Raw genomic sequence first — 23703 nt, 5'->3', positions numbered from 1 at the left:
GCGGGCCGGCCGAAGGATCACATCGGGGGGCCAGCTGAGGGTTCGGGCTCCGCGGGCAGGCCGGGTGCCAGCCGGCGCATCGAGGTGAAGGTGGGCACCAGCGCGTCGTACAGCTCGGCGAAGAGCGGCAGCAGCGACGCGTACGTGGCCGAGGCGGCGGGGTCGGGGTGGACCGTCTCCTCGATCCGGACGAGGTCGGCGGCGACGTCGATGCTGGGGATCAGGCCCAGCGCCTGCATGCCGAGCAGCGCCGCGCCGAAACTCGACCCCTCGTGGGCGGCCGGGAAGCTCACCGGAAGGCCGAGCACGTCGGTGAGGATCTGCCGCCACAGGCCGCTGCGGGCGAAGCCGCCACCGGCGCGGATCTCGCGAACCTCGTTGCCGGCCGCGCGTACCGAGGCGAGCACAAGCGCGAGCTGTTGGCAGACCCCCTCCAGTGCGGCCCGGATCAGGTGCTCGCGGCGGTGCCCGTGGGTCAACCCGACGTACGCGCCGCGCGGCAGCGCACTCCAGTGCGGCGCCCGCTCGCTGTGCAGGTACGGAAGCATGATGAGCCCACCCGAGCCCGCTGGCGCCCGGGCGGCGAGGGCGACCAGCTCTTCCTCGGAATGCTCGCCGAGGTCCGGGGCGAGCGCCTCGCCTGCCCACTTGAGCACGATGCCGCCGTTGTTGATGGCACCGCCGACCGCCCACCTGTCCTCGGTCAGCGCGTAGCAGAACACCCCGCCGAGCGGATCCACGCTCGGCTGCTCGACCATCACCCGCATCGCCCCGCTGGTGCCGATCGAGCAGGCCACCATGCCGGGGTGGACCGCGCCGAGGCCCAGGTTCGCGAGGGGCCCGTCGCCGGCGCCGACGACCACCGGGGTGCGTTGCGGCAGGCCGGTCACCGCCGCGGCCTGCGCGGTGAGACCGGGCAGGACCGCCGTGGTGCCGACCAGCTGGGGGAGTTGCTCCTCGGTGATGCCGGCGATGGTGAGCGCCTCGCTGTCCCACTCCAGCCGGTGGATGTCCATGAGGCCGGTGGCCGAGGCGACCGAGTGGTCGACGACAAGCGCCTCGCAGAGCCGCAGCAGCACCCAGTCCTTGATGCCGACCCAGTGCGCGACGCGTTCGAAGAGCTTCGGCTCCTGCTCGGCGAACCACAGCAGCTTGGGCAGCGGCGACATCGGGTGGATCGGGGTGCCGGTACGCCTGTGCAGCGCCAGACCGGACGGCACCGCCCGCAGTCGCTCGGCCTGTCGGGTCGACCGGGAGTCGGCCCAGGTGACCGACGGGGTGAGCGGGTTGCCGTCCGCGTCCAGGCCGATGAGGCTGTGCATCGCGGAGCTGAACGACAGCCCGGCCACCGGTTCGACCAGTTCCGCCACGACCATGCTTGTCGACTTGAGCACCGCGTCGAGGATGAGCTGCGGGTCCTGTTCGGCGTACCCGGGCTGCGGGTCGTTCAGGGGGTAGCCGACCGAGTGGCTGCCGAGCTCCCGGCCCTCGGTGTCGTACGCGACCGCCTTGGTGCTTGTAGTGCCGATGTCCACGCCTATGACAACGGCGGGCCGGGTGTCGTCAGGCACGACCCTCACCCCCTCGGTACGGCGGTGCGGCGGCGTCGCCACCCGGCTGCGGCTGACGTTACCGAGACGGGGACCGCTCCGCACGGCACGGCGAATCGACGCAGCAGTATCGGCCTATCGTGCTGGTTGCTCCACCGATCGGATATTTCGTCCGTTCTGGCGTGTCCGGGCGGCGCGCCGTTCCTGTTAACACTGTGACACCCCAGATTGGTGGCCTACGCGGCGAAGGAGTCGGCGTGGCAAAGACTGATTCGACGGGTTCCACGTGGCGGTACCGGTGGGCGCACCGGCAGAACGTGCGGCGGGTCAGCACGTACCGCGGCGCCGAGGCGGCCTGGCGCCGCCGGGACGACGAGTTACGGCGACTACGCGCCCTTGCCGCCGACTTCCAGGGCTCCGCCGCGGCCGGCGAGGGCCTGCCCCTGGAGCTGGCCGCCGACGAGGTGGTGCTGTGGGCGTTGCCCGCCGCGCAACTCGTCGAGGTGCGGCACACCACGGTCCTGCCCGCGCCGGATCTCACCGTCGCCCCACCGGACGCGCCGCTGCGTCCACGCCGGCCGGACGGCGTACGCGTCACCGACGCCGGCATGGCGGTCATCACCAGCCGCCGCCTGGTGCTGCTCGGCGGACGCGGAAGGCGTGACTGGGCGTACGGCCGGATGACCGGCCTGGCCCACGACCCGACGGCGCCTGTCACCCTGATCCAGGTGCTCGACCGGCGGCGCACCTCCGGGTTGCTGCTGCCCACCGACGCCGCGCCGGACTTCCGGTTCAAGCTGACGCTGGCGTTCGCCGACGCGATCGAACAGCGCGCCGCGGTGCTCGCCCAACTCGACGAGCTGATCGCGGAGCACGCCCAGCTCAAGCCGTTCCGGCCGGCCGTGGCCACGCCCGCGCAGGCCCGGCTGACCGCGCGGGTGCCAGGTGGGCGGCGGACCGTCGCGGTGGCCGCGGCCGTCGCGTTGCTGGTGCCGGCGGCGCTTATCGAGTCGGACCCGTCCGACCCGACCGGCGGCGCGGAGGTGGCCGCCGCCGCCACCCCGGCGCCCACGCCCAGCCTGGCCCCCGCGCTGATCCACCCGGCGACACCCAGGCGCAGCACCGCGCCGAAGCCGACGAAGTCACCACGCCCGTCGCCGAGCACCAGCCGCGACGCGCGCTGCGGAGCACCGGAGAACCCTCCGGGGTACGACTTCTGCGGCGGCACCCGGATCCGCCGGCCCGCCGCCGAGGTCTGCGACTGGTTCGACTGCGTGCCTGAGTTCTGGGCCGGTCGCGGCTACCTCGTGCAGTGCCGGGACGGTTCGGTGAGCCTGACCGGCGGCCGGTCCGACGCCTGCGCCGACCATCGAGGTGTACGCCGTACCATCTCGAAGTGATCGATTTGGGGACGAATGTCCCCTTCGGTCGGCGAGAATGATCGGGTGGAGATCCGGTCCGACGACGGTGCCCGGGTGAGGATCCGCCCGGTCGGCTACCAGCCCGGCATCGACCCGCCCGACGAGCCCGACCGGGCCGCGCCGGGCTGGCGGGACTGGCTGCTCATCGAGGTCGACGCGCGCACCGCCGACGGCCAGACCTGGTCGCACCACTACCCGAGCCTCATGGTCGAGGAGGCCCGGGCGCTCGGCGGCTGGCTGCACGGGCAGGCGTCGGCGGCGCTCGGGCCGGACTGTCCGCCGGCCACGGTCCGCTTCACCGAACCCAACCTGGCCCTGCGGACCCGGATGATCCGCCGCCGGCGGCTGGAGCTGACTGTCGAGTTCTCCGCCGAGTCGCTGCCGCCGTGGATGCGCCGCCCGGTCACAGCCGTCTACCCGCTGGTCCTCACCGTCTCCGCGGACGCCCTCGCCGTGGCCGCCGAGCAGTGGGTGGCGCACTGCGAGGCGTACCCGCCGCGCGTCCGGTCGCGGTTCCCGGCCCGGGGTCGGCTCCCCGACCGACTGAGCTAGAGTGATCGTCGTCAGCCGCAGAGGAGGTGAGCCCGATGACCACCGATCGTCATTCCCGGGCGCTCCTCTCCGCCGTCCCCCTCAGCTGACCTTCCGCGTCGGGGAGCGCCCTCCTTATCGGAGGACCAATGTCTCACTCCCCGTTCCGCATCAATGTGTCCGATGCGGTCCTCGACGACCTGCGTGCCCGTCTGGCCCGTACCCGTTTCACCCCCCGCGTCGGCGACCGGCCGTGGCAGGGCGGCGTCGACCCCGACTACCTGCGGGACCTGGTGTCGTACTGGCACGACGAATTCGACTGGCGAGCCCGCGAGGCCGAACTGAACGCGTACCCCCAGCACCTGGCCGTCGTCGGCGGCCGGAAGCTGCACTTCCTGCACGTCCGTGCCGACCGCCCGGCCGGTACGCCCGCACCGCCGCCGGTGCTCCTCAGCCATGGCTGGCCCAGCAGCTTCGTCGAGATGCTGCCCCTGGTCGACCGGCTGACCAGCCCTGCCGGCGGCGGGTTCGACGTGGTGGTGCCCTCGCTGCCCGGCTTCGGCTTCTCGGAGCTGCCCGACGGACCGGTGACCCGGGCGGTTCTCGCTCGGACGCTGCACGAGCTGATGACCGAGGTGCTCGGCTACGAGCGGTACGGCGCCTTCGGCGGCGACGTCGGTGGGGTGGTCACCGGCTGGCTCGGTGCCCTGTACCCGGACCAGGTGGCCGGCATCCACATGATCCATCCACCGTTCCCGGCGAGCTTCGACGCCCGTCCGCTGTCGCCGGCCGAGCGGGCGTTCCTGGACGCCGAGGCCGTGTACGACGAGACCGACGGCGGTTACAGCGCCATCATGGGAACCCGCCCGGACACCATCGCGGCGGCGCTCGCCGACTCGCCGGCGGGCCTGGCGGCCTGGCTCGTCGACAAGTACCGCGACTGGAGCGACAACCACGGCGACCTGGCGAACAGCTTCGACGCCGACACCCTGCTCACCATCATCACGCTGTACTGGGTCACCGGCACGATCGGCTCGTCGTTCCGGCAGTACGCCGACTTCGCGCACAACACCCCGCGGCCCGACATCACCGTGCCCGCCGCGTTCACGGTGAGCACCGAACCGGCGATGGCCAACTTCCCGCGCGAGATCGCCGAGCGGGCCTGCACCGACATCCGGCACTGGAGTGAGCCCGGCCGGGGCGGGCACTTCATGCCGCTGGAGGAGCCGGATCTGTTGGCCGGTGAGCTGAGGCAGTTCTTCACCTCGCTGTAGAGGTGATGTCCGGCGGCGGAGCCGATCCCGAGGTGGTCGGCTCCGCCGCCCGGCCCTGGTCGTCCCTCGATCCCTATTGCATCAAATCAATTTGATGTAATCTGCGACGGTGACGACAGAGGCACCCGGCACCATCGCGCCGCCCGGGTTCGTGACCGCCCTCGGGCACCCGGTGCGGTGGCGGCTGGTCAGCGAGCTGGCCCACAGTGACCTCGCCGTGCATGAGCTGGCGGCACTGCTCGGCCAACCTCAGAACCTCGTCTCGTATCACCTCGGCAAACTCCGCAAGGCCGAGCTGGTGACCGCGCGGCGCAGCAGCGCCGACGGCCGCGACACCTACTACTCGCTGGCCCTGGCCCACTGCGGCGACCTGCTGTCCGGCACCGGCGCCGCCCTGCATCCCGGGCTACGGCTCACCCCGCCCGCGCTGGTCACCCCGGTGACCGGACGAGTGCTGTTCCTGTGCACGGGCAACAGTTCCCGTTCGCAGATGGCCGAAGCGCTGCTGCGGGAACGCACCGCCGGTGCCGTGGCGGCCTACAGTGCCGGAAGCCGACCCAAGCCGATCCATCCCCACGCGATAACGACAATGGCGGCGCGCGGCATCGACCTGGTCACCGCGCGGCCCAAACACCAGGATGAGTTCACCGGTCAGCGGTTCGACGCCGTGATCACCTTGTGTGACCGGGTCAAGGAAGTCTGCCCCGACTTCCTCGGACATCCGCGGCTCATGCACTGGAGCATCGTGGACCCGGCGGCAGATCCCGACGGGCTGCCCGCCTTCGAGCGGGTCGCTGACGACCTCGCCCAGCGCATCGATTTCCTGCTGCACACGCTCTCCGCCAACGAGAGAAGGCATCATGACCAGCCCCATCGATGACAACACCGTCAGCGTGCGCTACCTCGTCGACGACGTCGCCGCCGCGATCGACTTCTACACCACCCACCTCGGGTTCACCTCGGCCAGCGCGTACCTGCCCGCGTTCGCCGACGTCCGACGCGGCAACCTGCGGCTGCTGCTGTCCGGCCCGGACAGCTCCGCGGGCCGGTCCATGCCCGACGGACGCCGTCCGCACCCCGGCGGCTGGAACCGCATCCATCTGATCGTCGCCGACATCGACGCGGAAGTCGCCCGGCTGCGCGCAGTCGGCGTCACCTTCCGCAGCGACGTCATCACAGGTCCGGGCGGCCAGCAGATCGTCTTGGACGACCCGGCCGGCAATCCCGTCGAGCTCTTCGCGCCCGCCCTCGCCTGACCCGCCCGTCAATTCTCTCCTTTCGGGACTAAAGGGGAGCATCGATCGCGTCCGCGTTGCCTGTCACGTACGTGAGCGGTTGTACCGCGTGTGACCGTGACCTCACTGGCATCGTCCCCATGGCGCATCGCGTGGGCCGAGCGCGAGAACGACAGGCGTCGGCGCGCGTACCGCGACGCCACCGACGCCTGGCTGCGCCGCCACGACCACCTGGTCCGGCTCCGCATCGAAGCCGCCGGCTTCCTCGGGTGTACGCGGCCCCGCGCCGGCCTCCCGGTCGACCTCGACCACGACGAACTCGTCTTCCGCGTCGTCCCCGTCGCCGAGCTGGTCGAGGCCGAGGCGCGGCACGTTCCTGGGCTGCCCACGCCCGGCCCGTGCTCCTTCACCGAGACGCCCGACGGCTCGCTGCCGGTGGGCCTGCGGGTCGTCGACGCCGGCATGGCCGTCGTGACCAGCCGCCGGGTGGCCTTCGCCGGCCGCGAGCACCGGCGCGAGTGGCGGTACGCCGACCTGGTCGGCGTGGCCCATCATCCCGACGTGCCGGTCACCCTGCTGCCCGACCACAGTCGACTGTCCGGGCTGCTGGTCCCGGCGAGTGCGGTGGTGAACTTCCGCTTCTACCTCACCCTCGCCGCCACCGACGATCGCGCCGCCCTCACCGCCCACGTCGACGCGCTGCTCGCCGCTCATCAGGTCGCGCGGCCCACACCGCTGCCGCTGGCGGGTCCGGAGGAGGCGCCGCCCACGGCGGTACGTCCCGACCGCCGGTTGACCGCCGCCGCCGCCGTCACGGCAGTGGTCATCGCGACACTGGGACCGGGTGCCTTCGGGCCGGGCGGGCGTTCTGCGGAGGCGATCGCGGTGGTGGGCGTGCCGGCGGCCGTGCATGTCGAGGTGCCGGCGCGCCCCATCGGCCCGGTCCTGCCCGGCGGGCCCGTTCTGCCCGGCGGGCCGGCCTCTCCTCTCGGGCCAGCCGTGCCGGTGGCACCGGTGCGGCCTTCGGCAGGGGTGGTGGGGCGTGCGGCACCGAGTGCGCCGGCCCGGCCGGTCGTCAGGGCGTCTCGCCCGGCGACTCCCGCTCCATCCGCCGTACCGCCGGCCCCACCGGTGCCGACCCCCGACCCGGCTCGGACGGCCTCGCCCTCACCGGCGCCCCCAACGCCCAGCGCATCGGTTACGCCGAGCCCGACGCCGTCCCCATCCGACTCCGCGATGTTGACGGTCTGCCTGGACCCCCGTCAGCTCCCGCTGGTGGCTGGGCTGCTGTGCCCGTCCGTGGAGCCGTGAGTCTGCTCGGTCCGCTGGACTCCCGTCAGGTGGTGGCGTTGAAGTCGGGGAGGGTCAGGGTGCCGTCCGGGCCGAGCTGGAAGCCCGGATTCCAGGCGATCTCCCACAGGTGGCCGTCCGGGTCGGTGAAGTAGCCGGCGTAGCCGCCGTAGAACGTCTCCCGCGCCGGTTGGGTCACCTCGGCCCCGGCCTTGCTCGCGGTGGCGATCACCTCGTCGACCTCCTCCCGCGAACGGACATTCTGGGCCAGGCTGATCGCGCCCGTACCCGGGCCCTGAATGCCGGCGTCGTCGGCCAGCTTGTCCCGGCCCCACAACACCACGGCCAGCCCTCCGGCCTGGAAGAAGACCGTCTCCTCGATCTCCTGGCCCCGCCAGCCGAGCTGCTCGTAGAACGCCTTCGCCCGTGCCACGTCCGTGACGCCCAGGGTGACCAGACTGATTCGCTGCTCCATGGTCGCAACCTAACGCGCGATCACTCGGGGGCGTGGCAGACGGCCTGGGACGTTGTTGCCGTCGACGTCACGGACGAACGCGGCGAAGTGCGTCGGGTGGTATTCCAGCCAGACCCGAGGCGCGTGCATCACCTCCGCGCCGACCCGCACGGAGGGGCGGTCAAACATCGTTAACTCCTCCTGGCCTGCTGACTGACGCCAAGTTAGCGACGGAGTGCGACAAGGTGTCTTGATTGCTGCGACACGCGTAGAAACGAAGACCGCCGGGAACGTGGCAACTCATAGCATCGATGCTATGAGTTGGGGTAGCGTGGAGCTGGAACCAGAGGTTCGAGAATGGCTGGAGGAACTACCTACTGCGGACTTCGCCCGAGCTGCGTTCTACATCGATCTGCTGGCCAGTCGAGGTGTGCTGCTTGGCGAGCCGCACAGCAGGCAGCTCGACGGCAAGTTGCGAGAGCTGCGATTTTATCTAGAGCGCGACGCGGTTCGTGTGACGTACTGGATAGCCTCCGACCGGAGGATCATCCTGCTCACGGTGTTTCGCAAGACGAGGATGCGGGAGGACCGGGAAGTCGAGCGTGCTCGCCGCGCATTCGAGCGATGCGTGACTGAGCGGCACATCGTGAACGAGGGGGCAGAGCGATGAGTGATCGCCTGGACTGGAACGACCTGCGTGAGCGTCGGATGGCGGAGCCAGGTGCGGCCGAGACTTACGAGGCCACCCGGATCGCCTTCGAGCTTGGTCAGGAGGTGCGTCACCTGCGGGAGGGGCACGGCTGGAGCCAGAGCCAGTTGGCGCGAGCCGCAGGGATGACCCAGTCCGCGGTGGCCCGCTTCGAGGCGGGCGGCACCGTGCCGACCCTGCCGGTCTTGGAACGCCTCGCGCGTGCACTCGACCAGAGGCTGGATGTCAGGTTCACGCCGAACGCAGACGCGGCCTGAACAGCCGAGGCTAGGCGGCGATCGTCCGGGCGGTGGCGTACACGTCGGCGGGTAGGGCGTGGTGGAGTCGCCACAGGATTCGCATGGGCCTGTCGCCGGTGTGCGACTCGTACGTCATGGTGCCGGCGTAGAGGTACGGCGGTGCGCCCAGGTCGCGGTCAGCGATGCGGGTTTCCCGAACGAAGAGATGGACTGTCGAGCCGCCCGATGTGTAGCGCTGCCCGGTCGCCGACGCCGCCGAGGTGGTGCTCTGCGACTCCCACTGGAACAGCGTGTCGGTGATGGCCCGGTCGGCGTACATGGTGGTGGGGGAGTAGTGCGCCTCGGACTTGACGAGGGTGACGAAGAACAGGTCGGCCCGGGCGTCGGGTAGCCATTTCACCCCCTCGCGCAGCGAGCCTGGGTTGACCATCCCGAAGGCGGCGCACGCCTCGTTACGGCTGTACCTGGCGTGCACCCGCAACGGCACCCCACCCGCTGCCACGGTCGGTGTGACCCGATGGATGCGGTCCCGCAACACCTCGGCGACCTGCCGCAACTCGGTGCAGCGCGCCGGCTCCTTCCACAGCCGCGCCAGCCGTTCGTCGCGTGTGGCCAGGGGTGCGTTCGGTCCCCAGAGGCTGAAGTGCAGCATGTCCAGGAGTCGGCTGTTGCCCGCGTACACCTGCTGACCTGGCGCGGGCGGTCCGGCCGCGACCCGGGTCAGCAGCTCCAGCCGGTCGGAATCGTCGGTGTGCAGCATGCGCCCGATGGCCCGGCCCAACTCCCGGTCGTCCGGGCCGGGCGCGGACGTCTCGATGCCGGCGAGCCGACGTAATCCCGTCCAGCCGCCGACGCTCGCCGACCGGTACACGTCCTCGATTTCCAGACCCGTCTCCCGCAGGAACGTCGTCAGGCTGACGTCGCCGAGTTGTCGGAGTTCGGAAACCAGGCCGGCCTTCGAGGTGGGGAGAGCCGACTTCAGGTTGGCGAGCACCACCTCCTTCGCCACCCGATCGAGCTCGACGTGGCAACCGCTGGGCAGGGTCGGGAAGTCGTCCCGGACGGCCTCGGTGATCGCCCGCCGGCTCACCCCGGTCAGGGCACGCCAGCGCAGGTCGAAGCGGAAGTTGGCGTTCTGCCCGCCGATGAAGTCGAGCACCGTGAGGCAGGGCTTGTCGTCGTCCAGGCGCAGGCCACGACCGAGCTGTTGGAGGAAGATCGTGGCGCTCTCGGTGGGCCGCAGCATCAGGATCGTGTCGACCATCGGCAGGTCGACCCCCTCGTTGAACAGGTCCACGGTGAAGAGCACCCGCAGGTTGCCCGCCTTGAACTCCCGCAACAGCCTGGCCCGGTCGGTGCCGGCCCGCGAAGTCACCGCCGCAGCCGGCACACCGTGCTCGTTGAACCAGTTGGCCATGAACTCGGCGTGCCCGATGCTCACGCAGAACCCGAGCGCTCGCATCCGCCCGACGTCCACCTTGTCGCTTACCGCGCGCAGCACCGACCGCGCCCGCGCGTGGTTGCCGGTGTAGACGACGTCCAGGTCCGCCGGGTCGTAGCCCTGGCCGCGCTTCCAGGCGAGGTGCGACAGATCCACGTCGTCGTGCAGCCCGAAATACTGGAACGGCGCCAACAACTGCCGCTCCAACGCGTCCCATAGATGCAGCTCAACGGCCGCCCGGCCGTCGAACCATCGCCGCACGTCGCCGCCGTCGGCCCGGTCGGGGGTCGCCGTCAGCCCCAGGAGTACGCGGGGACGCAGCCGCTCCAACAGCCGCGTGTACGTGGGTGCCTCCGCATGGTGGAACTCGTCGACGATCACCATGTCGTACGCCTCCGGGTCGACCTCCCGCCTGTGCAGCGACTGGATGGAGGCGAAGACGTGCTTCCAGCCGTTCGGCTTCTCGCCTGCCACGAGTGTTTCGCCGAAGCTACCGTCGCCCATCACCTGCCGGAACGTCGACAGGCTCTGCCGCAGGATCTGCTCCTGGTGGGCCACGAAGAGCAGGGAGTCTGCTCGTCCCGCCCTATTCAGCCGGCGATAGTCGAGGGCGGCCACCACGGTCTTGCCGGTGCCGGTCGCCATCACCACCAGGTTGCGCCAACGGCCGTGCACCAGACGCTCGGCGTCCAGGTCGGCCAGGATTTCCGCCTGATACGGGTACGGGCGCACGTCCAGGTTCGAAATCTCGGTCGGCGACTGATCGCGGCGCTCTCCGCTGAGTGCCTGCCGTAGCCGCTCGGCGTCTCTCGCCGTGTCGTACGTCTCGAACGCCGGATCGTTCCAGTAGTCCTCGAACGTCGCAGTGAACGTGTCGATGACGTGCGGCTGCTCGATGTTCGAGATGCGTACGTTCCACTCCACGCCGTCCACAAGCGCGGTCCTCGACAGATTCGACGAGCCGACGTACGCGGTGGTGGTGCCGTTGGACCGGCGGAACAGCCATGCCTTCGCGTGCAGCCGGGTGGTCCTCGTTTCGTACGACACCTTGATCTCGGCGCCCAGTTCGGCGAGCCGGTCAAGCGCTCGCTGGTCGGTCGCCCCGAGGTACGTGGTGGTGATGATCCGGATTTTGCCGCCTCGGGCGATCAGCTCGCGGATGGCCGACTCGACGACTCGCAGGCCGTACCACTTGATGAACGCGCAGAGCAGATCGACGCTCTCGGCCGACGCCATCTCGTGGTTGACCTCGTGGCCGATGCGGGGCTGGTGACGGCCGTTGACCAGCAGGGCGCCGGTGGAGAGCGGAGTGGTGGGGCGGTCGGGGAAGGCTGGCAACGCGGGTGGGGTCGGCGGGGCGGCGATGGCGTGCAGCAGGTGCCTGGCATCAGTCACCTGATCCTGCTCCGTCGCCGCCTTCGGGCTTAGGGCCGCGATGGCATCGGCGATCCGATTCGCCATCTCGACCTGCTGGTGCAGCCTGTCGTCGCCGTTCGGGACCGACCCGAGGGCGCGGGCCGTGAGGGTGGCGATATGGCGGGCGAGGGCCTTGTGCGCGTCAGCGGGGTCGAGCTTGTGATGTTGGATCAGGGCGGGGTCGACGTGTTGGAGGCGGGTGGCCAGCTCACCGGTGATCAGGTGCTCGTAGACGCCGCGCGCAAGATCCGTCATTCCGCAACCTAACTACACGACCCGCCTACCCGCGGGGCATGGCGTCCGGTCACATGGGCGGAAGTCGCCGCGCAACTGTCAAGGTCACCTCACCCGAATGGCGGCTCACGCAACGGGGAGTGCGGGTAGAAGTGTGACCGAGTGCAGACGCTCGTAGGCCAACTCGATATGCGCGGCCGTGAAGAGTCGAGCTTTGCGGCCACTCCACGAACGCACCCGCTCGATCAGCTCACTAAGGTCGTCGGTGGGCGGATGCGAGGCGGCCGCGTAATGCACTGTGGCTAGCAGCTCCAGGCTGTACGGTGCCTCGAACCCATCGGTCAGCCTGGCAAGGTGTTCCAAGGTCTCGGTCGCTGCCTCGCCATGCGCTTGAGACCAGTTCGCGACGGCTTCGGCTGTGCCCGGCGTCAGCCTGATGGGCTGCAACTCCTCGACTCGTGCCGAACGGTCGCCGAAGCCGGTTAGGTAGTGCCCCTCGAGACGGTCTAGTACGTGGTTGAGGCTTTCGGCGTACGGGCCGTATCTGCCGCGCGTGAACTCTAGGCGCAGTGGCTGCCCCAGCGCCTGGAGAAAATAAGCGATCTTCTGAATCTCCAGGAGGGTGACACCGTCGCGTGGCTCGAGTCGTCGAGCTCGGTTCAGGTAGCCGTCGATGGCCTGCATGAGGGTGACGCGCCCAGGGGTCAGCGCCGGTCGTTCTGTCGCAACCAGCATGTCGGCCGGGTCGGGTGCCCCTTCCGGGGGAAAGAGCAAGACCCGTACCTCGGGGGTCTCGGCGAAGGCACCCTCGATGAGGGGCCGGACGATGTCCCAGCTGAGTCCACCGTTGCCGCAACCTAAAGCGGGCACTGCCACAGAAGTGATCTCGCGCTCGTGGATCACGCGGACGAGGTCGGCCAGCCCGGCCTGAATGTCCTCAAGCCTCGAGTTGGCCCGCCAGTGACCCTTGGTAGGAAAGTTGATCACGTACCTGCGTGGCCCGAGACGTGCAGAGTCGAAAACAAACATTCGTCCCAGTTCGACACGGTTCTCGCGGCACGCAGTGCGGTAGGCAGCGTAGTTCGCCGGGTAGGCGCGCTTGAACTGAAGAGCGATGCCCTTGCCCATGACTCCGACTGTGTTGACTGTGTTGACAAGCGCGTCCGCTTCGGCGGTCAGCAGGTTGCCCTGGCTGATGATGATCATTCGCGCACCTCCCCCCGTGTATACCCGTAGTACCAGCTCGGTCTGACGGCAACGTACGGCTCGATCATGCCAGCGTCGCGGAACACCTGCCTCACCTGCTCCTGCCGGTCCGTCGTTCGTACGGCGTAACCGGTGAGCAGGCCAAGAGGGAACTCGCGGTGCACGAGGAACTCGGCCGCACGTCGACGCATGCGGTCCATGTCGTCGGGGACGTCTTTCCAAATCTTGGCACGCAGCAGGGGCCAGTCCACCAGCGTGGTGAGCTCGGACAGTTCGGCCGAGAACCGGGTAAGGCCGACTGCGCAATTCCCGTCGCTCGCCACCCAGTCGACTCGGGCCTCGTGCACCCGCTCGACAGAGCTCACCAGGTACACGAGGGGGTCGTCTCCTCCCGGATAGCAACCCGGCTTCCCTACGAGGTGGTCGCAGGCTATCCGGAACATCATGGGTGAACGTGGAGCGAAATAGAACGGCACGTAATCCGCTACTACGCCGCCAGGTTGGCACGGGATGACCCGCTCTCGCCGCCGTGCCTTGATCTCGACCGAACCCACGTTTGTGGCGAGTTGGGCTCCTACGCCGTTGTCCGCGAGCAGCCGGCCCGCCTTGACAACCCTCGGCAGATTGTCGATATGAGTGAAATGCATGATCAGCGTAGGTATCGGCCGTGCGATTGGATCCATCACAGATCAGTCACTCCGATGGGCGGGTGCGGATCAGGACGCCGAAGATCGATGCATTCTCCAGCTCGGCCTAAGCCTAACCACCGTGGTCGATCCTCAGGGGTGGCACGGCCCGCGTGAGCGGCAGCATTCTCGGGTGGATCAATAGCGTGGTTGCGGCCTTCGACGGCTCCGTCCAATTCGCATCGTGAGCCTATCCCTCGGACCGCCGCGTGGGAGTGCGGCAGACGACGCCCAGATACCGGTGAGATCGACTGGGCGTCAGTTCCGTCGGACCGAGCGCAGAGCCTCAATGACCACGGCCCACCGTTGCGGCCCAGGCGGCGGACTCAGCGGCTTCCCGTCCGCCACCACGACACCGGCCGCGCGCAGCACCGCCACATGCCCCGCATACGCCGGGTGCCCCGCCAACTCCGTCTTGACGTGCGGGAACGCGAGGATCGGCAGGCCCGCGCCCAGCGACTCGTTGAGCACGCCGAGCGCCAAAGTGTCGTTGATGCCCAGCGCCCACTTCGCCATCGTGTTGAACGTGACGGGCGCGGCCACCACCACATCGGCCGGCGGGTGCGGTTCCGGGTCGCCGGGCATGCGCCACTCGACGCGTACGAGATAACCGGTCTTGTCTTGCAACGCGGCCCGGTCGAGCCAGGTCGCGGCGGTCGGGCTGACGATCAGGCATACCCGCCACCCGTCGGCGATCAGCAGGTCGACCAGCTCGTGAATGTGTTCCGCCGGACCTGCGGCGCAGACGACCAGATAGAGCACCCGACGTTCCGTCATGCCCGCAGTCTGCCCGACTCGGCGATCTCGCAGTCGAGCCTTGCCCGGCGACGGATGCGCGCGGACGGGATCCCGTCCGCGCGCATCCGTCTGCCCGAGGGCTGTGCCGCAGGACTAGCCGAGAGTCACCTTGAGGATCTTCTCGTTGCTGTTGTTCGGGGTGCTGTCCTTGTCTCCGCCGGTGCTGGTGGTGAGCCACAGGTTGCCGTCGAGGGTCGGCTCGACGGTGCGCAGCCGGAAGTACGTGCCGACGAAGTACTGCTGGACGTCGGTGAGGGTGGTGCCGCTGATCACCGCGCGGTACATCCGGTTGCCGCGCAGGCAGGCGGTGTAGAGCACGTCCCGCACGATCGCGATGCCACTGCACGAGGCCTCGGCGACCGGGTACGTGTGGATCGGGGCCGTGAAGGTCGGGTTCGCGCAGTCGCCGACGGTGCCCTCGCAGGCGGGCCAGCCGTAGTTGCCGCCCCGGACGATGATGTTCGTCTCGTCCTGGACGTTGTTGCCGAACTCCTGCTCGAAGAGCCGGCCCTGGGAGTCGAACGCCAGCCCCTGCGGGTTGCGGTGGCCGTAGCTCCACACGTGGTTGCCGAAGGGGTTGTCCGGCGGCACCGTGCCGTCCGGGTTGAGGCGCAGCACCTTGCCGCCCAGGTCGTTGACGTCCTGTGCCCGGTCCGGGCTCTGACCGTCGCCGGTGGCGGCGTAGAGCTTGCCGTCGGGGCCGAAGCGCAGCCGGCCGCCGTTGTGGTACTTGTTGCGCGGGATGCCTGTGACGAGCACCTGCGTGGTTTCGGTGCGCAGCGTGGTGTCGTAGCGGATGCGCACGATCCGGTTGTCGGTGGTGGTGGTGTGGTAGATGTACAGCCACCTGTCGGCGGCGAAGTCCTGCGACACGGCGAGCCCGAGTACGCCACCTTCACCGTTGGTGCCGGCGACGTTCGGCACGGCGCCGATGCTGTGCTTGCCTGTGCCGTCGGGATTCATGGCGACGATGTCGAACAGGTCGCGCCGCCCGTACAGCACGCTGCCGTCCGGTAGCTGTACGAGCCCCCAGGGCAGGTCCCGTTCGGTGGTGACCACTGTGGTGCCGCAGACGGCGCTCGTGCAGGCAGCTCCGGTCCGTACGGTCACCGCGGTGCTCGCCGCCGAGCTGTTGTTCTGGGCGTCGCGGGCGACGACCGTGTACCGGAAGCTCGTGTTGGCGGCCAGCCCGGTGTCGGTGAACGAGGTGGCTGGTGGCTTCGTGGCCGTGCCGGCGGTGGAGCCGACAGCCGTACCGTCGCGCAGGATGGTGTAGCCGGTGACCGCGACGTTGTCGCTCGCGGCCGACCAGGTGAGGGTCACGTCCGTGCCGTTCACGGTGGCGGCGAGATTGGTGGGCGTGGTGGGCCGCTGGGTGTCGCGCTGGCAGAACGGCGGCGTGATGGTCAGGGTGGCGCTGGCCTGGGACACGTTGCCGGCGGCGTCGCGGGCGTTGACGTACCAGCCCCAGGTGCTGCCCTGCACGGCAGTGAGGGTGGCGGTCAGGGTGCTGCCGCTGACCGAGGTGACCAGCTGACCGTCGTGGTAGATGTCGTAGAACGCGACGCCCACGTTGTCCCGGGACGCGTACCAGGCCAGCGTGACGGACTGGCATGTCGTCCGGGTGCTGCGCAGGTTGGTAGGTGGGGTGGGTGGCGTGGTGTCCGCGGCGAGCCGGGCGAGCCCCGGGCTCGCGGTGGCGGGCCCGGCGGCGTTGGCGGGGGCGCCGGCCAGGAGGGTGCCGGCGCACGCCAGCAGGGTGAGTGACGCCAGATGTCTGAACTGGCGAGATCTGGTCCGCACGGGAGATGTCCCTTTCCGAAAGTCCTGATCAGTACGGGTAGCCGGGGATGTTGAGCCGCACGCTGTACAGGCCTGAGTCGTTCCTCGGGCCCGAGGTGACGAAGAGGGTCTGCCGGTCGGGGCCGCCGAACGCCACGTTCGTCGTACCGGTGGTGCCGGAGCGGATCGTGCCGAGCTGGGTGCCGGTGGGGGAGTAGACGTGGATCAGGGAATCCGAGCCCGACGCCCAGTACACGTTGCCGGCGCAGTCGATCGTGCCGCCGTCCGGGCCGCCGATGTAGTTCACGAAGACGCTGCGCGCGCCGGTGCTGCCGTCCGGCTGGACGGCGTACTTGTAGATCTTGTTCTCGGAGTAGGCGCCCACGTACAGGGTGGTCCCGTCCGGCGACAGCGAGATGCCGTTGGGCTGACGCAACCGGTCGTCCACGAGCGACACCTGGCCGCCCGCGACGCGGAAGACGCTGGTACGTCCGCTCATCTGGTCCGGGCGGTTGCCGCGCTGGAAGTTGGGGTCGGTGAAGTAGACGACCCCGTCCGAGCGGACCGCGACGTCGTTTGGTGAGTTGAACGCCCGGCCCTGGTAGTTCGCCGCGACGGTGTCGCGGGCCCGGTCGCTGAGCCGGTACGACGACACGTTGCGCTGGTCGTGGGTGGCCGCGACGATCTGCTGGCCGTCGGCGCTGAGCGCCAGGCCGTTGCTGCCGGCGTTGGCGATGAAGGTGTCGAACGTCGCCGGTGGAATGAAGCGGCGGATCGTGGACGGCTGGACGTTGTACGGCCCGGTGCCGGCGGCCATGTCGGAGAAGAGCAGATAGCCGCCGTCGGCAATCCAGACCGGCCCTTCGAGGAACGAGAATCCACCCTGGATCTTCGTGGCCGTCACGGAACTGGCCGGCAGCGGTGGGCCGTAGCCGGTCCCCGTCGGGCAGGCCCCGGGCGGTGTGCCGGGCGGGTTGGCGGCCGCAGCGTGAGCGCTAACATCCGCAGCGCGCGGCGGTGCGTCGGCGGCGGCGGGCAGGGGTGCGGTGCTGAGCGCGAGGCACAGTCCGGCCAGGGCGGCGGTGGTGGTGGGACGCCAGGTCATCGAATGCTCCAATCGGCGTCGGCGGTTGCGTGGGCCGGCGGAGGCGCGTGGTCGCGAGGCCGGCACGGCGTGGGGGCAGCCGTCGATGTGGTCGTTCGGGAGCCTAGGTGACCCACCGTCGACACGCATTGTTTTCCGGAACATTTCGCAAAGACTCTGGTCAATGCAAATCAGCGCGGTGGAATGTGTTTCGAGGGTGCCCGGTGGGCGCGTCAGGCGTACGTGTCGCCGAACTCGCGCATCCCGTCGACATCCAGCGTGATCTTGTCGTTCCCGGTCCACTGGCCGGTGGCGGCGAGCCAGCTCGGGTCGTCGCGTTCGTCGATGTCACTCCAGCCGTGCCGATGGTGGCGGAGCTGGATCGGCCCGGTCGACGCGCCGGGTGCGAGCACCCCGTCGGTGAAGGTCAGCTCGACCCAGCCGGGGACGGGCGTGCCCGGCGGCGGATAGGGCGGCGCTGGCGTCGACAACGCCGATGGCGCGCCCGGCGGGATGAAGAACTGCACGGTCTGCCGGATCGTGCCGCAGCCCAGTGCGGCCCAGTCGCAGTTCGGCACCAGCGACGTGTTGCCGCCCTCGAACCGCAGGTGGTAGCGCACCCGTACCGTCGTCAGGTCGAGCGGCCCGGTGCCGGTGTTGGTGACCCGCAGGACGTGCTGGATCTGGTTGTTCGTCGGGGACCAGTCGAGGTTGAGGTAGCTGACCGTCGCGCGGCCGTCGGCGGTCCGCACGGTGGCGGCGGGCGAGGTGTCGGAATAGCCGCCGAGCGCGCGGGCGGCAACAGCGATCCGGTACGTCGTGCCGGGCGCCAGGTCGGTGAGGGTGATCGTGGTGTCGGTAGTGGTACCGAGCCAGCGGTACGTGTTCGGGCCCAGCGGGACCTGTACCTCGTAGTTGATCGGCTGCTCGGCGGCCGGATCGCCGATCCAGGTGGAGGGCGTCCAGGCGAGCGTGAGCCGGTGTGGCTCGTTGGCCACCACCGCCGGGCTGCCAGGGGTGCTGATCGCCGGGCCGTCGGCGCGGGCGGCGGTGATCGCGAGCAGGCTCGCCAGCGCGGCGACGGTGACAGCGGCGGTGACGCGACGAGCGGACATACGCGAATGCTAGGGCGACGCGGACCACAGCCATAGGGAGGTGTCAATATGTGGTCAATGCGAACAGGCCCGCGTCACCGCGCGTTCGCCAGACGACTACACCCCCTGACCGGTCGGCTCAGGAGCTGCCCTGGCGCTGGATCCGCCCGTCCCCCGAGACCTTGGCGCGGCCCTGGTCCCTTTCGGTGCCGGCCGGGCCGGTCGCGGTACGGCGGTGCCGTTGGTCGGGCGAGTGCTCCACGGGCGAACCCTGGCGCCCCCGGGCGCCGCTGCCCGGATGTCGCCGGCCTCGCGCCGACTCGCCTCCGCTGTCGTGCTTGTTCGGCTTGTGACTACCCATGCGTCGGGCATACCCGGTCGCCGGGCGGCTAGTCCTGAGCACCACTCCGGCTCGATACCGCGATATGGCGTCGGCGGACGGTGCGGGGGAGCGCCCGTCCGTAGCGTCCGAACCGCAGGCACGCGACTGAGGAGGGCGACCGTGGTGTTGTCGGAGGAGGAGGCGCCGGTCACCGTGCGCGTCGACCGCTGGCGGGCAGGGCTGCCACCGGACGCGTGGCCTGACACGCTTCCGGCGAGCGGCGTCATCGCGCGCCGGGACGTCTTCGCGGTGGCCGACGCGTACCGGGCCGGATCGGCGAGCGCGCGGCAACTGCTGACCGCCGTGCTGGTCTGGGCTTACGGCCCCATCGGGTACGGCCCGTGGCGCGCCGCCAGGTCGCTCGACGCCGACCCGGCCGGCAACCGCCTGGCGTACGCGCTCGAGGAGTCAGCGTCCAACGAGGACGCGCTGCGTACGGCGTACCGCCGTTTGCGCGACCCCGACCAGGCGCGGCTGCCGTGGTTGGGGCCGGGCCTGTTCACGAAGGTCCTCTACTTCGCCGGCTATCGGCGCGGGGCCGGTGGTGTGCAGCCACTGATCCTCGACCGCGTGGTCGCCAGCCGCCTCCCCGCGGAGGCCGGCGTCCGCCGCCGCAACGGTTGGTCGGTCGAGGAGTGGCTGGCGTACCTGCGTTGGGCGTCCGAGCGGGCGCGCGCCGAGGGTGTCGAACCGGACGCGGTGGAGATGGCGTTACGACGCGGCCCGCAGGCGGTCGTCGAGCGCGTCGAGGTCGCTGACGAACCAGATGTGTCCGGCCTTGTTCGACTCGTGCACCAGGGCGCGTAGCGCCGAACTCTCCGACAGCTGCGCCGAGATGTCGCCGACGACGGCGAGTCGCAGCCGGTAGTTGACGAACTTCTGCATGACATCGCCGGCGAAGCGGGTGCCCAGCGAGAAGAAGCGTTCGTCGAGCCGGTTGGCAGGTACGGCGACCACCTGGGCGCCGAGAAAGGCCGCGCCGATCAGGTCCAGCGCGTCCTGTTCGGTGGCGACGGTCGGGCCGGCCGGGTCGCAGACCAGCACCTGCACGCCCGCGCGTTCCTGGATCTCGTCAGACATCGTGGACCTCCCGGTCGATCAGGCCGTTGTCGGCGTTGAGGACGGCGTCGAGCAGGTGCAGCAGCTCGGCGGTGGCAGCCGGATCACCCAGGATGATGATCTTCATGCGGTGGCGTTCCTCGTCGTGCACCGTCTGCACCCGCAACGGGTTGGCCTGGTCGTGGCCGGTGTTGGCGCTGGTGAGGACGAGCGTGCCGAGCCGGTCGGCGGCGGCCCGGTCGACGCCGTCGATCTGCACGATGCTCGACACCTCCGCCTGCCCGACGACGCTGGTCGCCGTCCGGGTCCGCCCGGTGAACGCGTCGAGATCATTGGCGGCGATCCGGTACTGCTTGCCGATCCGCACCGCCCGCAACCGGCCGGAGCGGATGTAGCCGCGCACCGTGCGTACGTGCAGGCCGAGCTGGTCGGCGACCTGCTCGACCGAGTACATGTCATCCTTCATCGTTCCCTACCGTACCTCAAGTAGGGAAGTTTAGATAACGATGCGACCCTGGTGCTTCTGCGGTATCGGTGCCCCTGGCGCGATAACCGATCCGCGCTGTCGGACGGGTCCAGTAGCGTCTGGAAACCATGGACGCGCGGCTCGGCGACGCCATCATCGGGCGGGATCACCCCGCGGGTCTGTTGCGCGCCGAGCTCGACCGGGCGGCCACCAGCCACGGCGGCCTCGTCCTGGTCACCGGCGAGCCGGGCATCGGCAAGACGACACTCGTCACGTCGGCGGCCCGGGAGGCCCGCCAGCGCGGGGCGCTCATCCTCGGTGCCGCCTGCTGGGATTCCGACAGCGCCCCCGGCTACTGGCCGTGGGTGCAGGTGCTACGCGCCCTGCGCCGCTCCGCCGACGACTGGGCGGTCGCCCGGCCGGACGCCGAACCCGCCCTCGCGGCCCTGCTCGGTGAGAGTGGCACCGGTGACGTGCCCAGCCTCGCCGCCGCCTGGACGGCCGAGGGTGGCGGCCGGGACGTCGCCGACCAGGAGGCGTTCGCCCTGTACGACAGGGTGACCGCCGCGCTTGTCGCCGTCTCCCAACGCCGGCCGGTAGTGGTCGTGCTCGACGACCTGCACTGGGCCGACCCGGCGTCGCTGCGGCTGCTCGGGTTCGCCGCCCAACACACCTGGTTCGAGCGGCTGTTGCTGATCGGCACCTACCGCGACGCGGAGGTCGAGTCGGGCGAGCACCCGCTGCGCCCCCTGCTGATGCCGCTTGTCGCGAAATCCTCGATGATCACCCTCACCGGCCTGACCCGCGACGACGTGGCCGCGCTGATGACCCGGACCGCCGGGCGGCAGCCCGACGCCGACCTCGTCGACGAGGTGCACCGACGCACCGGCGGCAACCCGTTCTTCGTCGAGCAGACCGCCCGCCTGTGGCACGCCGACGGGACCACCGGCACCATCGCGCCCGGCGTACGCGAGGCGGTGCGGCGCCGGCTGGCCCAACTGCCCGCCGCGGTCGTCGAGACGCTTACCGTCGCCGCGGTGCTGGGCCGCGAGTTCCACAGGCAGGTCCTCGCGGCCAGCGCCAGCGCCCCGGCGGCACAGGTCGACCGGCTGCTCGACCGTGCGGTTGCCGCCCGGCTGGTGACCGCCCGCGGTGGCGGCCGGTTCGCGTTCGCCCACGACCTGGTGCGGGAGACCCTGTACGACGGGCTCACCGACGACGACCGGCAGGCCCGGCACGCAGCGATCGTCCGGGCGGTCGACGACCTACGGGAACTCACCGACCGGCTGATCCCGGCCGACCTGGCCAGGCACGCCTACCTGGCCGGCCCGGCGCTCGGCCGGGCACGGGTCGCCGAGCTGCTTGTCGCCGCCGGGCGGCACGCGTTCGGCCGGATGGCCATCGACGAGGCGGCTGTGCACTTCCGCCGGGCGCTGGAGGTCGTCGAGGACCGGACGCAGCGGGTGCGGATCCTGGTCGAGTTCGGTGAGGTGCAGTACCACCACGCCGGACGGGACGACGCCGCGCAACTGCTCACCGAGGCCGCGACGCTGGCCCGCACGCTCGACGACCCGCTGCCGCTGGCCCGGGTCGCGCTCATCGCGTACCGCTCCCGCCAGGTGGAGACCGTGCGCTCGGTGGAGTCGACGGAACTGGTGCGCGAGGCGTACCGGCGGCTCATCGGCGAGCCCGACGCCGACGCGTCGGTCGGCACCCTGATCGCCGACCTGATCACCGCCACCGAGACGATCGCCCGTCGCGGTCGGGACGACGAGGCGCTCACCTTCAGCCTCTGGGCCCGCCACGACACCACCTGGGGTCTGGGTACCGCCGCCGCCCGCGCCGAGCTGACCACCGAGATCCGAGCCGTGGCCCGGCGAACGGGCGACCGGGAAACCGAGCTGTGGGCCACCTCGCTGCGTTGGGTGGCGTTGCTGGAGCTGGGCGACCCCCGATTCGTCGAGGAGTTCCGCGCCTTCGTGGCCGCCAACGAGCAGGGCGACCTCGCCCGGCACCGGATGGCAGCCACCGTCGACAGCGGAATCATCGCGGCCTTCCGGGGTGACTTCGCCGAGGCCGATGCGCAGTTCGTCGTCCTCACCGACGTCGCCGACCCGAGCCACGCCGAGTTCGCCTTCATGGGCCACCACCTGTTCTGGTCCCGACTGCTGCTCCAGGGCCGGTTCGCCGAGGTCGACGCGCTGCTGGACAAGCTGGCCCCCAGCGACTACCCCTACCGGGAGCTGCTGCTGGCGATCAGCGCGGCCGAACGCGGCGACGACGAGACCGCCGTCCGGTTGACCGCCGGCATCGAGGCTTCCGGCATCCGCTATCCGCGTCCGGTGTCGTCGCTCTGGGCGCGGCTGAGCGCGCAGGCCGCCGCCGCGTCCGGCGACCCGGACCGCTGTGACGCCGCGCGGGCCGCGCTCGCCCCGCACCGTGGCCAGTGGGCGGTGGGCCTCTTCGGCTGCGACATCAGCGGCCCTATCGACCACTGGCTCGCGGTGATCGACGCCGCCCAGGGCCGCTGGGACGACGCCGTCGCCGGTTTCACGGCCGCCCGGGACAGCGCCGCCCGGCTGGGCTCGCGCCCCTGGTCGCTCCTCGCCAGCGCCGGCCTCGCGAACGCCCTGGCCGGTCGAGGCCACCCCGACGACGCCGCGACCCTCGCCGCGCTGCACGGCGCAACGGCCCGGGAGGCGACAACCCTGGGCATGACGCAGGTGCTCGACAGGCTCCCGGCCGCACCGCCGGCCGACGTCGGCAAGCCGGTTCAGGCCGTCCCGCCCGCCACCGACGGGTACGAGTTCCGCCGCGACGGCCCGGTCTGGCAGCTCGCGTACGCCGGAACCGTGGTGCACCTGCCCGATGCGAAAGGGCTGCACGACCTGTACCTGCTGCTCAGCCGCCCGGGCCGCGACGTGCCGGCGGTGGAACTGCTCGACCCGGCGGCCGGTCCGGAGCTGGTGGCCGCCCGTCGGATGGGTGGCGACCAGCTCCTCGACGACGAGGCCAAGGTCCGCTACCGGCGGCACCTGGCACGCCTCGACGAGGAGATCGACCGGGCCGCCGCCCGCGACGACGACCGGAAGGTGGCAGCGCTGGACGCCGAGCGGGGGGCGCTGCTGGACGAGCTGCGGGCCGCGGCGGGGCTGGCCGGCCGGAGCCGCCGCCTCGGCGACGAGGGCGAGCGCGCCCGTAAGACGGTGACCGCGCGGATCCGGGACACGCTGCGCAAGCTCGACGAGCGGCACCCGGCCCTCGCCAACCACCTTCGCGACTCCGTCTCGACCGGCAGCACGTGCCGATACCTGCCGACCGAGCCGCTGCCCTGGCGGCTCTGAACCAACGG

At 70.5% G+C, this 23703-nt stretch carries 22 protein-coding genes and 1 pseudogene; 10 read left to right on the top strand and 13 right to left on the bottom strand.

The genetic code is table 11. From position 1 onward, the window contains the following. Positions 1-17: 17 nt before the first annotated feature. Complete coding sequence (locus tag AB0N27_RS12605; RefSeq protein ID WP_364367580.1) at positions 18-1571, bottom strand: gluconokinase; 1554 nt, start codon at positions 1569-1571, stop codon at positions 18-20. A 236-nt stretch (positions 1572-1807) separates the two neighbouring features. Here AB0N27_RS12605 and AB0N27_RS12600 point away from each other — a divergent pair, with 236 nt between their 5' ends. From AB0N27_RS12600 to AB0N27_RS12575, 6 genes are all read left to right on the top strand, one after another. After that, on the top strand, positions 1808-2950 hold the full coding sequence (locus AB0N27_RS12600) for a hypothetical protein (RefSeq protein ID WP_364367577.1): 1143 nt from the start codon (positions 1808-1810) through the stop codon (positions 2948-2950). Between the two features lie 45 nt (positions 2951-2995). Then, on the top strand, positions 2996-3523 hold the full coding sequence (locus AB0N27_RS12595) for a hypothetical protein (RefSeq protein WP_364367574.1): 528 nt from the start codon (positions 2996-2998) through the stop codon (positions 3521-3523). Positions 3524-3651: 128 nt separating this feature from the next. Next, positions 3652-4776, top strand: a complete 1125-nt coding sequence (locus AB0N27_RS12590; RefSeq protein ID WP_364367571.1) for an epoxide hydrolase family protein — start codon at positions 3652-3654, stop codon at positions 4774-4776. Positions 4777-4885: 109 nt separating this feature from the next. Continuing rightward, positions 4886-5656, top strand: a complete 771-nt coding sequence (locus AB0N27_RS12585; RefSeq protein ID WP_364367568.1) for a metalloregulator ArsR/SmtB family transcription factor — start codon at positions 4886-4888, stop codon at positions 5654-5656. Beyond that, entirely contained in the window at positions 5637-6032 is a 396-nt protein-coding gene (locus AB0N27_RS12580) for a VOC family protein (protein WP_364367565.1), read from the top strand. Before AB0N27_RS12585 ends, AB0N27_RS12580 begins: the two co-directional genes overlap by 20 nt. Before the next feature lie 96 nt (positions 6033-6128). Next, on the top strand, positions 6129-7322 hold the full coding sequence (locus AB0N27_RS12575; RefSeq protein ID WP_364367562.1) for a hypothetical protein: 1194 nt from the start codon (positions 6129-6131) through the stop codon (positions 7320-7322). 25 nt (positions 7323-7347) lie between these two features. On the opposite strand, the gene AB0N27_RS12570 is transcribed toward AB0N27_RS12575, so the two are convergent. Both AB0N27_RS12570 and AB0N27_RS12565 read right to left on the bottom strand, forming a co-directional pair. Beyond that, on the bottom strand, positions 7348-7776 hold the full coding sequence (locus AB0N27_RS12570) for a VOC family protein (RefSeq protein ID WP_364367559.1): 429 nt from the start codon (positions 7774-7776) through the stop codon (positions 7348-7350). 20 nt (positions 7777-7796) lie between these two features. After that, positions 7797-7917 (bottom strand): annotated as a pseudogene (locus tag AB0N27_RS12565) (VOC family protein); the annotation flags it as partial. Between the two features lie 169 nt (positions 7918-8086). Here AB0N27_RS12565 and AB0N27_RS12560 point away from each other — a divergent pair. Then, entirely contained in the window at positions 8087-8425 is a 339-nt protein-coding gene (locus tag AB0N27_RS12560) for a type II toxin-antitoxin system RelE/ParE family toxin (protein WP_364367556.1), read from the top strand. Continuing rightward, positions 8422-8721, top strand: a complete 300-nt coding sequence (locus tag AB0N27_RS12555) for a helix-turn-helix transcriptional regulator (protein ID WP_364367553.1) — start codon at positions 8422-8424, stop codon at positions 8719-8721. The genes AB0N27_RS12560 and AB0N27_RS12555 overlap by 4 nt, the downstream gene beginning before the upstream one ends. A 10-nt stretch (positions 8722-8731) precedes the next feature. Here the strand turns inward: AB0N27_RS12555 and AB0N27_RS12550 are convergent, their stop codons facing one another. The 8 genes from AB0N27_RS12550 to AB0N27_RS12515 form a co-directional block, all read right to left on the bottom strand. Next, a complete protein-coding gene (locus AB0N27_RS12550; protein WP_364367550.1) occupies positions 8732-11815 on the bottom strand; it encodes a DUF3427 domain-containing protein in 3084 nt (1027 codons plus the stop codon). A gap of 105 nt (positions 11816-11920) precedes the next feature. Continuing rightward, positions 11921-13000 carry a macro domain-containing protein gene (locus AB0N27_RS12545; protein WP_364367547.1) on the bottom strand — a complete coding sequence of 360 codons (1080 nt, stop codon included), beginning with the start codon at positions 12998-13000 and terminating at the stop codon, positions 11921-11923. Further along, entirely contained in the window at positions 12997-13683 is a 687-nt protein-coding gene (locus tag AB0N27_RS12540; protein WP_364367544.1) for a DUF4433 domain-containing protein, read from the bottom strand. Before AB0N27_RS12540 ends, AB0N27_RS12545 begins: the two co-directional genes overlap by 4 nt. A gap of 261 nt (positions 13684-13944) precedes the next feature. Then, positions 13945-14463 (bottom strand): flavoprotein, encoded by a 519-nt coding sequence (locus tag AB0N27_RS12535; RefSeq protein WP_364367541.1) that lies wholly within the window; start codon positions 14461-14463, stop codon positions 13945-13947. 114 nt (positions 14464-14577) lie between these two features. After that, positions 14578-16287: a PQQ-dependent sugar dehydrogenase gene (locus AB0N27_RS12530; RefSeq protein ID WP_364367538.1), complete on the bottom strand. Its 1710-nt coding sequence runs from the start codon at positions 16285-16287 to the stop codon at positions 14578-14580. 28 nt (positions 16288-16315) lie between these two features. Further along, on the bottom strand, positions 16316-17371 hold the full coding sequence (locus AB0N27_RS12525; protein WP_364367535.1) for an SMP-30/gluconolactonase/LRE family protein: 1056 nt from the start codon (positions 17369-17371) through the stop codon (positions 16316-16318). A 212-nt stretch (positions 17372-17583) separates the two neighbouring features. Then, positions 17584-18465 (bottom strand): cellulose binding domain-containing protein, encoded by an 882-nt coding sequence (locus tag AB0N27_RS12520; protein WP_364367532.1) that lies wholly within the window; start codon positions 18463-18465, stop codon positions 17584-17586. Positions 18466-18583: 118 nt separating this feature from the next. After that, entirely contained in the window at positions 18584-18706 is a 123-nt protein-coding gene (locus tag AB0N27_RS12515) for a hypothetical protein (RefSeq protein ID WP_364367529.1), read from the bottom strand. 240 nt (positions 18707-18946) lie between these two features. On the opposite strand from AB0N27_RS12515, the gene AB0N27_RS12510 reads away from it, so the two are divergent. Beyond that, positions 18947-19633: a hypothetical protein gene (locus tag AB0N27_RS12510; RefSeq protein ID WP_364367527.1), complete on the top strand. Its 687-nt coding sequence runs from the start codon at positions 18947-18949 to the stop codon at positions 19631-19633. Here AB0N27_RS12510 and AB0N27_RS12505 read toward each other — a convergent pair. Together AB0N27_RS12505 and AB0N27_RS12500 are read right to left on the bottom strand one after the other, a co-directional pair. Next, positions 19538-19906: a DUF4180 domain-containing protein gene (locus tag AB0N27_RS12505; protein ID WP_364367524.1), complete on the bottom strand. Its 369-nt coding sequence runs from the start codon at positions 19904-19906 to the stop codon at positions 19538-19540. The genes AB0N27_RS12510 and AB0N27_RS12505 overlap by 96 nt on opposite strands. Further along, positions 19899-20351, bottom strand: coding sequence for a helix-turn-helix domain-containing protein (locus tag AB0N27_RS12500; RefSeq protein ID WP_364367521.1), 453 nt, complete (start codon positions 20349-20351; stop codon positions 19899-19901). Before AB0N27_RS12500 ends, AB0N27_RS12505 begins: the two co-directional genes overlap by 8 nt. Before the next feature lie 128 nt (positions 20352-20479). On the opposite strand from AB0N27_RS12500, the gene AB0N27_RS12495 reads away from it, so the two are divergent. Beyond that, a complete protein-coding gene (locus tag AB0N27_RS12495; RefSeq protein ID WP_364367519.1) occupies positions 20480-23695 on the top strand; it encodes an AAA family ATPase in 3216 nt (1071 codons plus the stop codon). Positions 23696-23703 lie beyond the last annotated feature (8 nt).

The organism is Micromonospora sp. NPDC093244 (genome assembly GCF_040683695.1).
GTDB lineage: Bacteria > Actinomycetota > Actinomycetes > Mycobacteriales > Micromonosporaceae > Micromonospora.
The sequence above is the reverse complement of the archived record's forward strand: the minus strand, read 5'-3'. Positions and strand labels throughout refer to the sequence as shown.

Bases quoted from the DNA above. Each gene is read 5' to 3' on its own strand.
- AB0N27_RS12500 (WP_364367521.1), bottom strand. From the start codon at position 20,351: ATGAAGGATGACATGTACTCGGTCGAGCAGGTCGCCGACCAGCTCGGC.
- AB0N27_RS12495 (WP_364367519.1), top strand. From the start codon at position 20,480: ATGGACGCGCGGCTCGGCGACGCCATCATCGGGCGGGATCACCCCGCG.
- AB0N27_RS12505 (WP_364367524.1), bottom strand. From the start codon at position 19,906: ATGTCTGACGAGATCCAGGAACGCGCGGGCGTGCAGGTGCTGGTCTGC.
- AB0N27_RS12550 (WP_364367550.1), bottom strand. From the start codon at position 11,815: ATGACGGATCTTGCGCGCGGCGTCTACGAGCACCTGATCACCGGTGAG.
- AB0N27_RS12555 (WP_364367553.1), top strand. From the start codon at position 8,422: ATGAGTGATCGCCTGGACTGGAACGACCTGCGTGAGCGTCGGATGGCG.
- AB0N27_RS12520 (WP_364367532.1), bottom strand. From the start codon at position 18,465: ATGTCCGCTCGTCGCGTCACCGCCGCTGTCACCGTCGCCGCGCTGGCG.
- AB0N27_RS12535 (WP_364367541.1), bottom strand. From the start codon at position 14,463: ATGACGGAACGTCGGGTGCTCTATCTGGTCGTCTGCGCCGCAGGTCCG.
- AB0N27_RS12545 (WP_364367547.1), bottom strand. From the start codon at position 13,000: ATGATCATCATCAGCCAGGGCAACCTGCTGACCGCCGAAGCGGACGCG.
- AB0N27_RS12525 (WP_364367535.1), bottom strand. From the start codon at position 17,371: ATGACCTGGCGTCCCACCACCACCGCCGCCCTGGCCGGACTGTGCCTC.
- AB0N27_RS12590 (WP_364367571.1), top strand. From the start codon at position 3,652: ATGTCTCACTCCCCGTTCCGCATCAATGTGTCCGATGCGGTCCTCGAC.
- AB0N27_RS12570 (WP_364367559.1), bottom strand. From the start codon at position 7,776: ATGGAGCAGCGAATCAGTCTGGTCACCCTGGGCGTCACGGACGTGGCA.
- AB0N27_RS12540 (WP_364367544.1), bottom strand. From the start codon at position 13,683: ATGGATCCAATCGCACGGCCGATACCTACGCTGATCATGCATTTCACT.
- AB0N27_RS12580 (WP_364367565.1), top strand. From the start codon at position 5,637: ATGACCAGCCCCATCGATGACAACACCGTCAGCGTGCGCTACCTCGTC.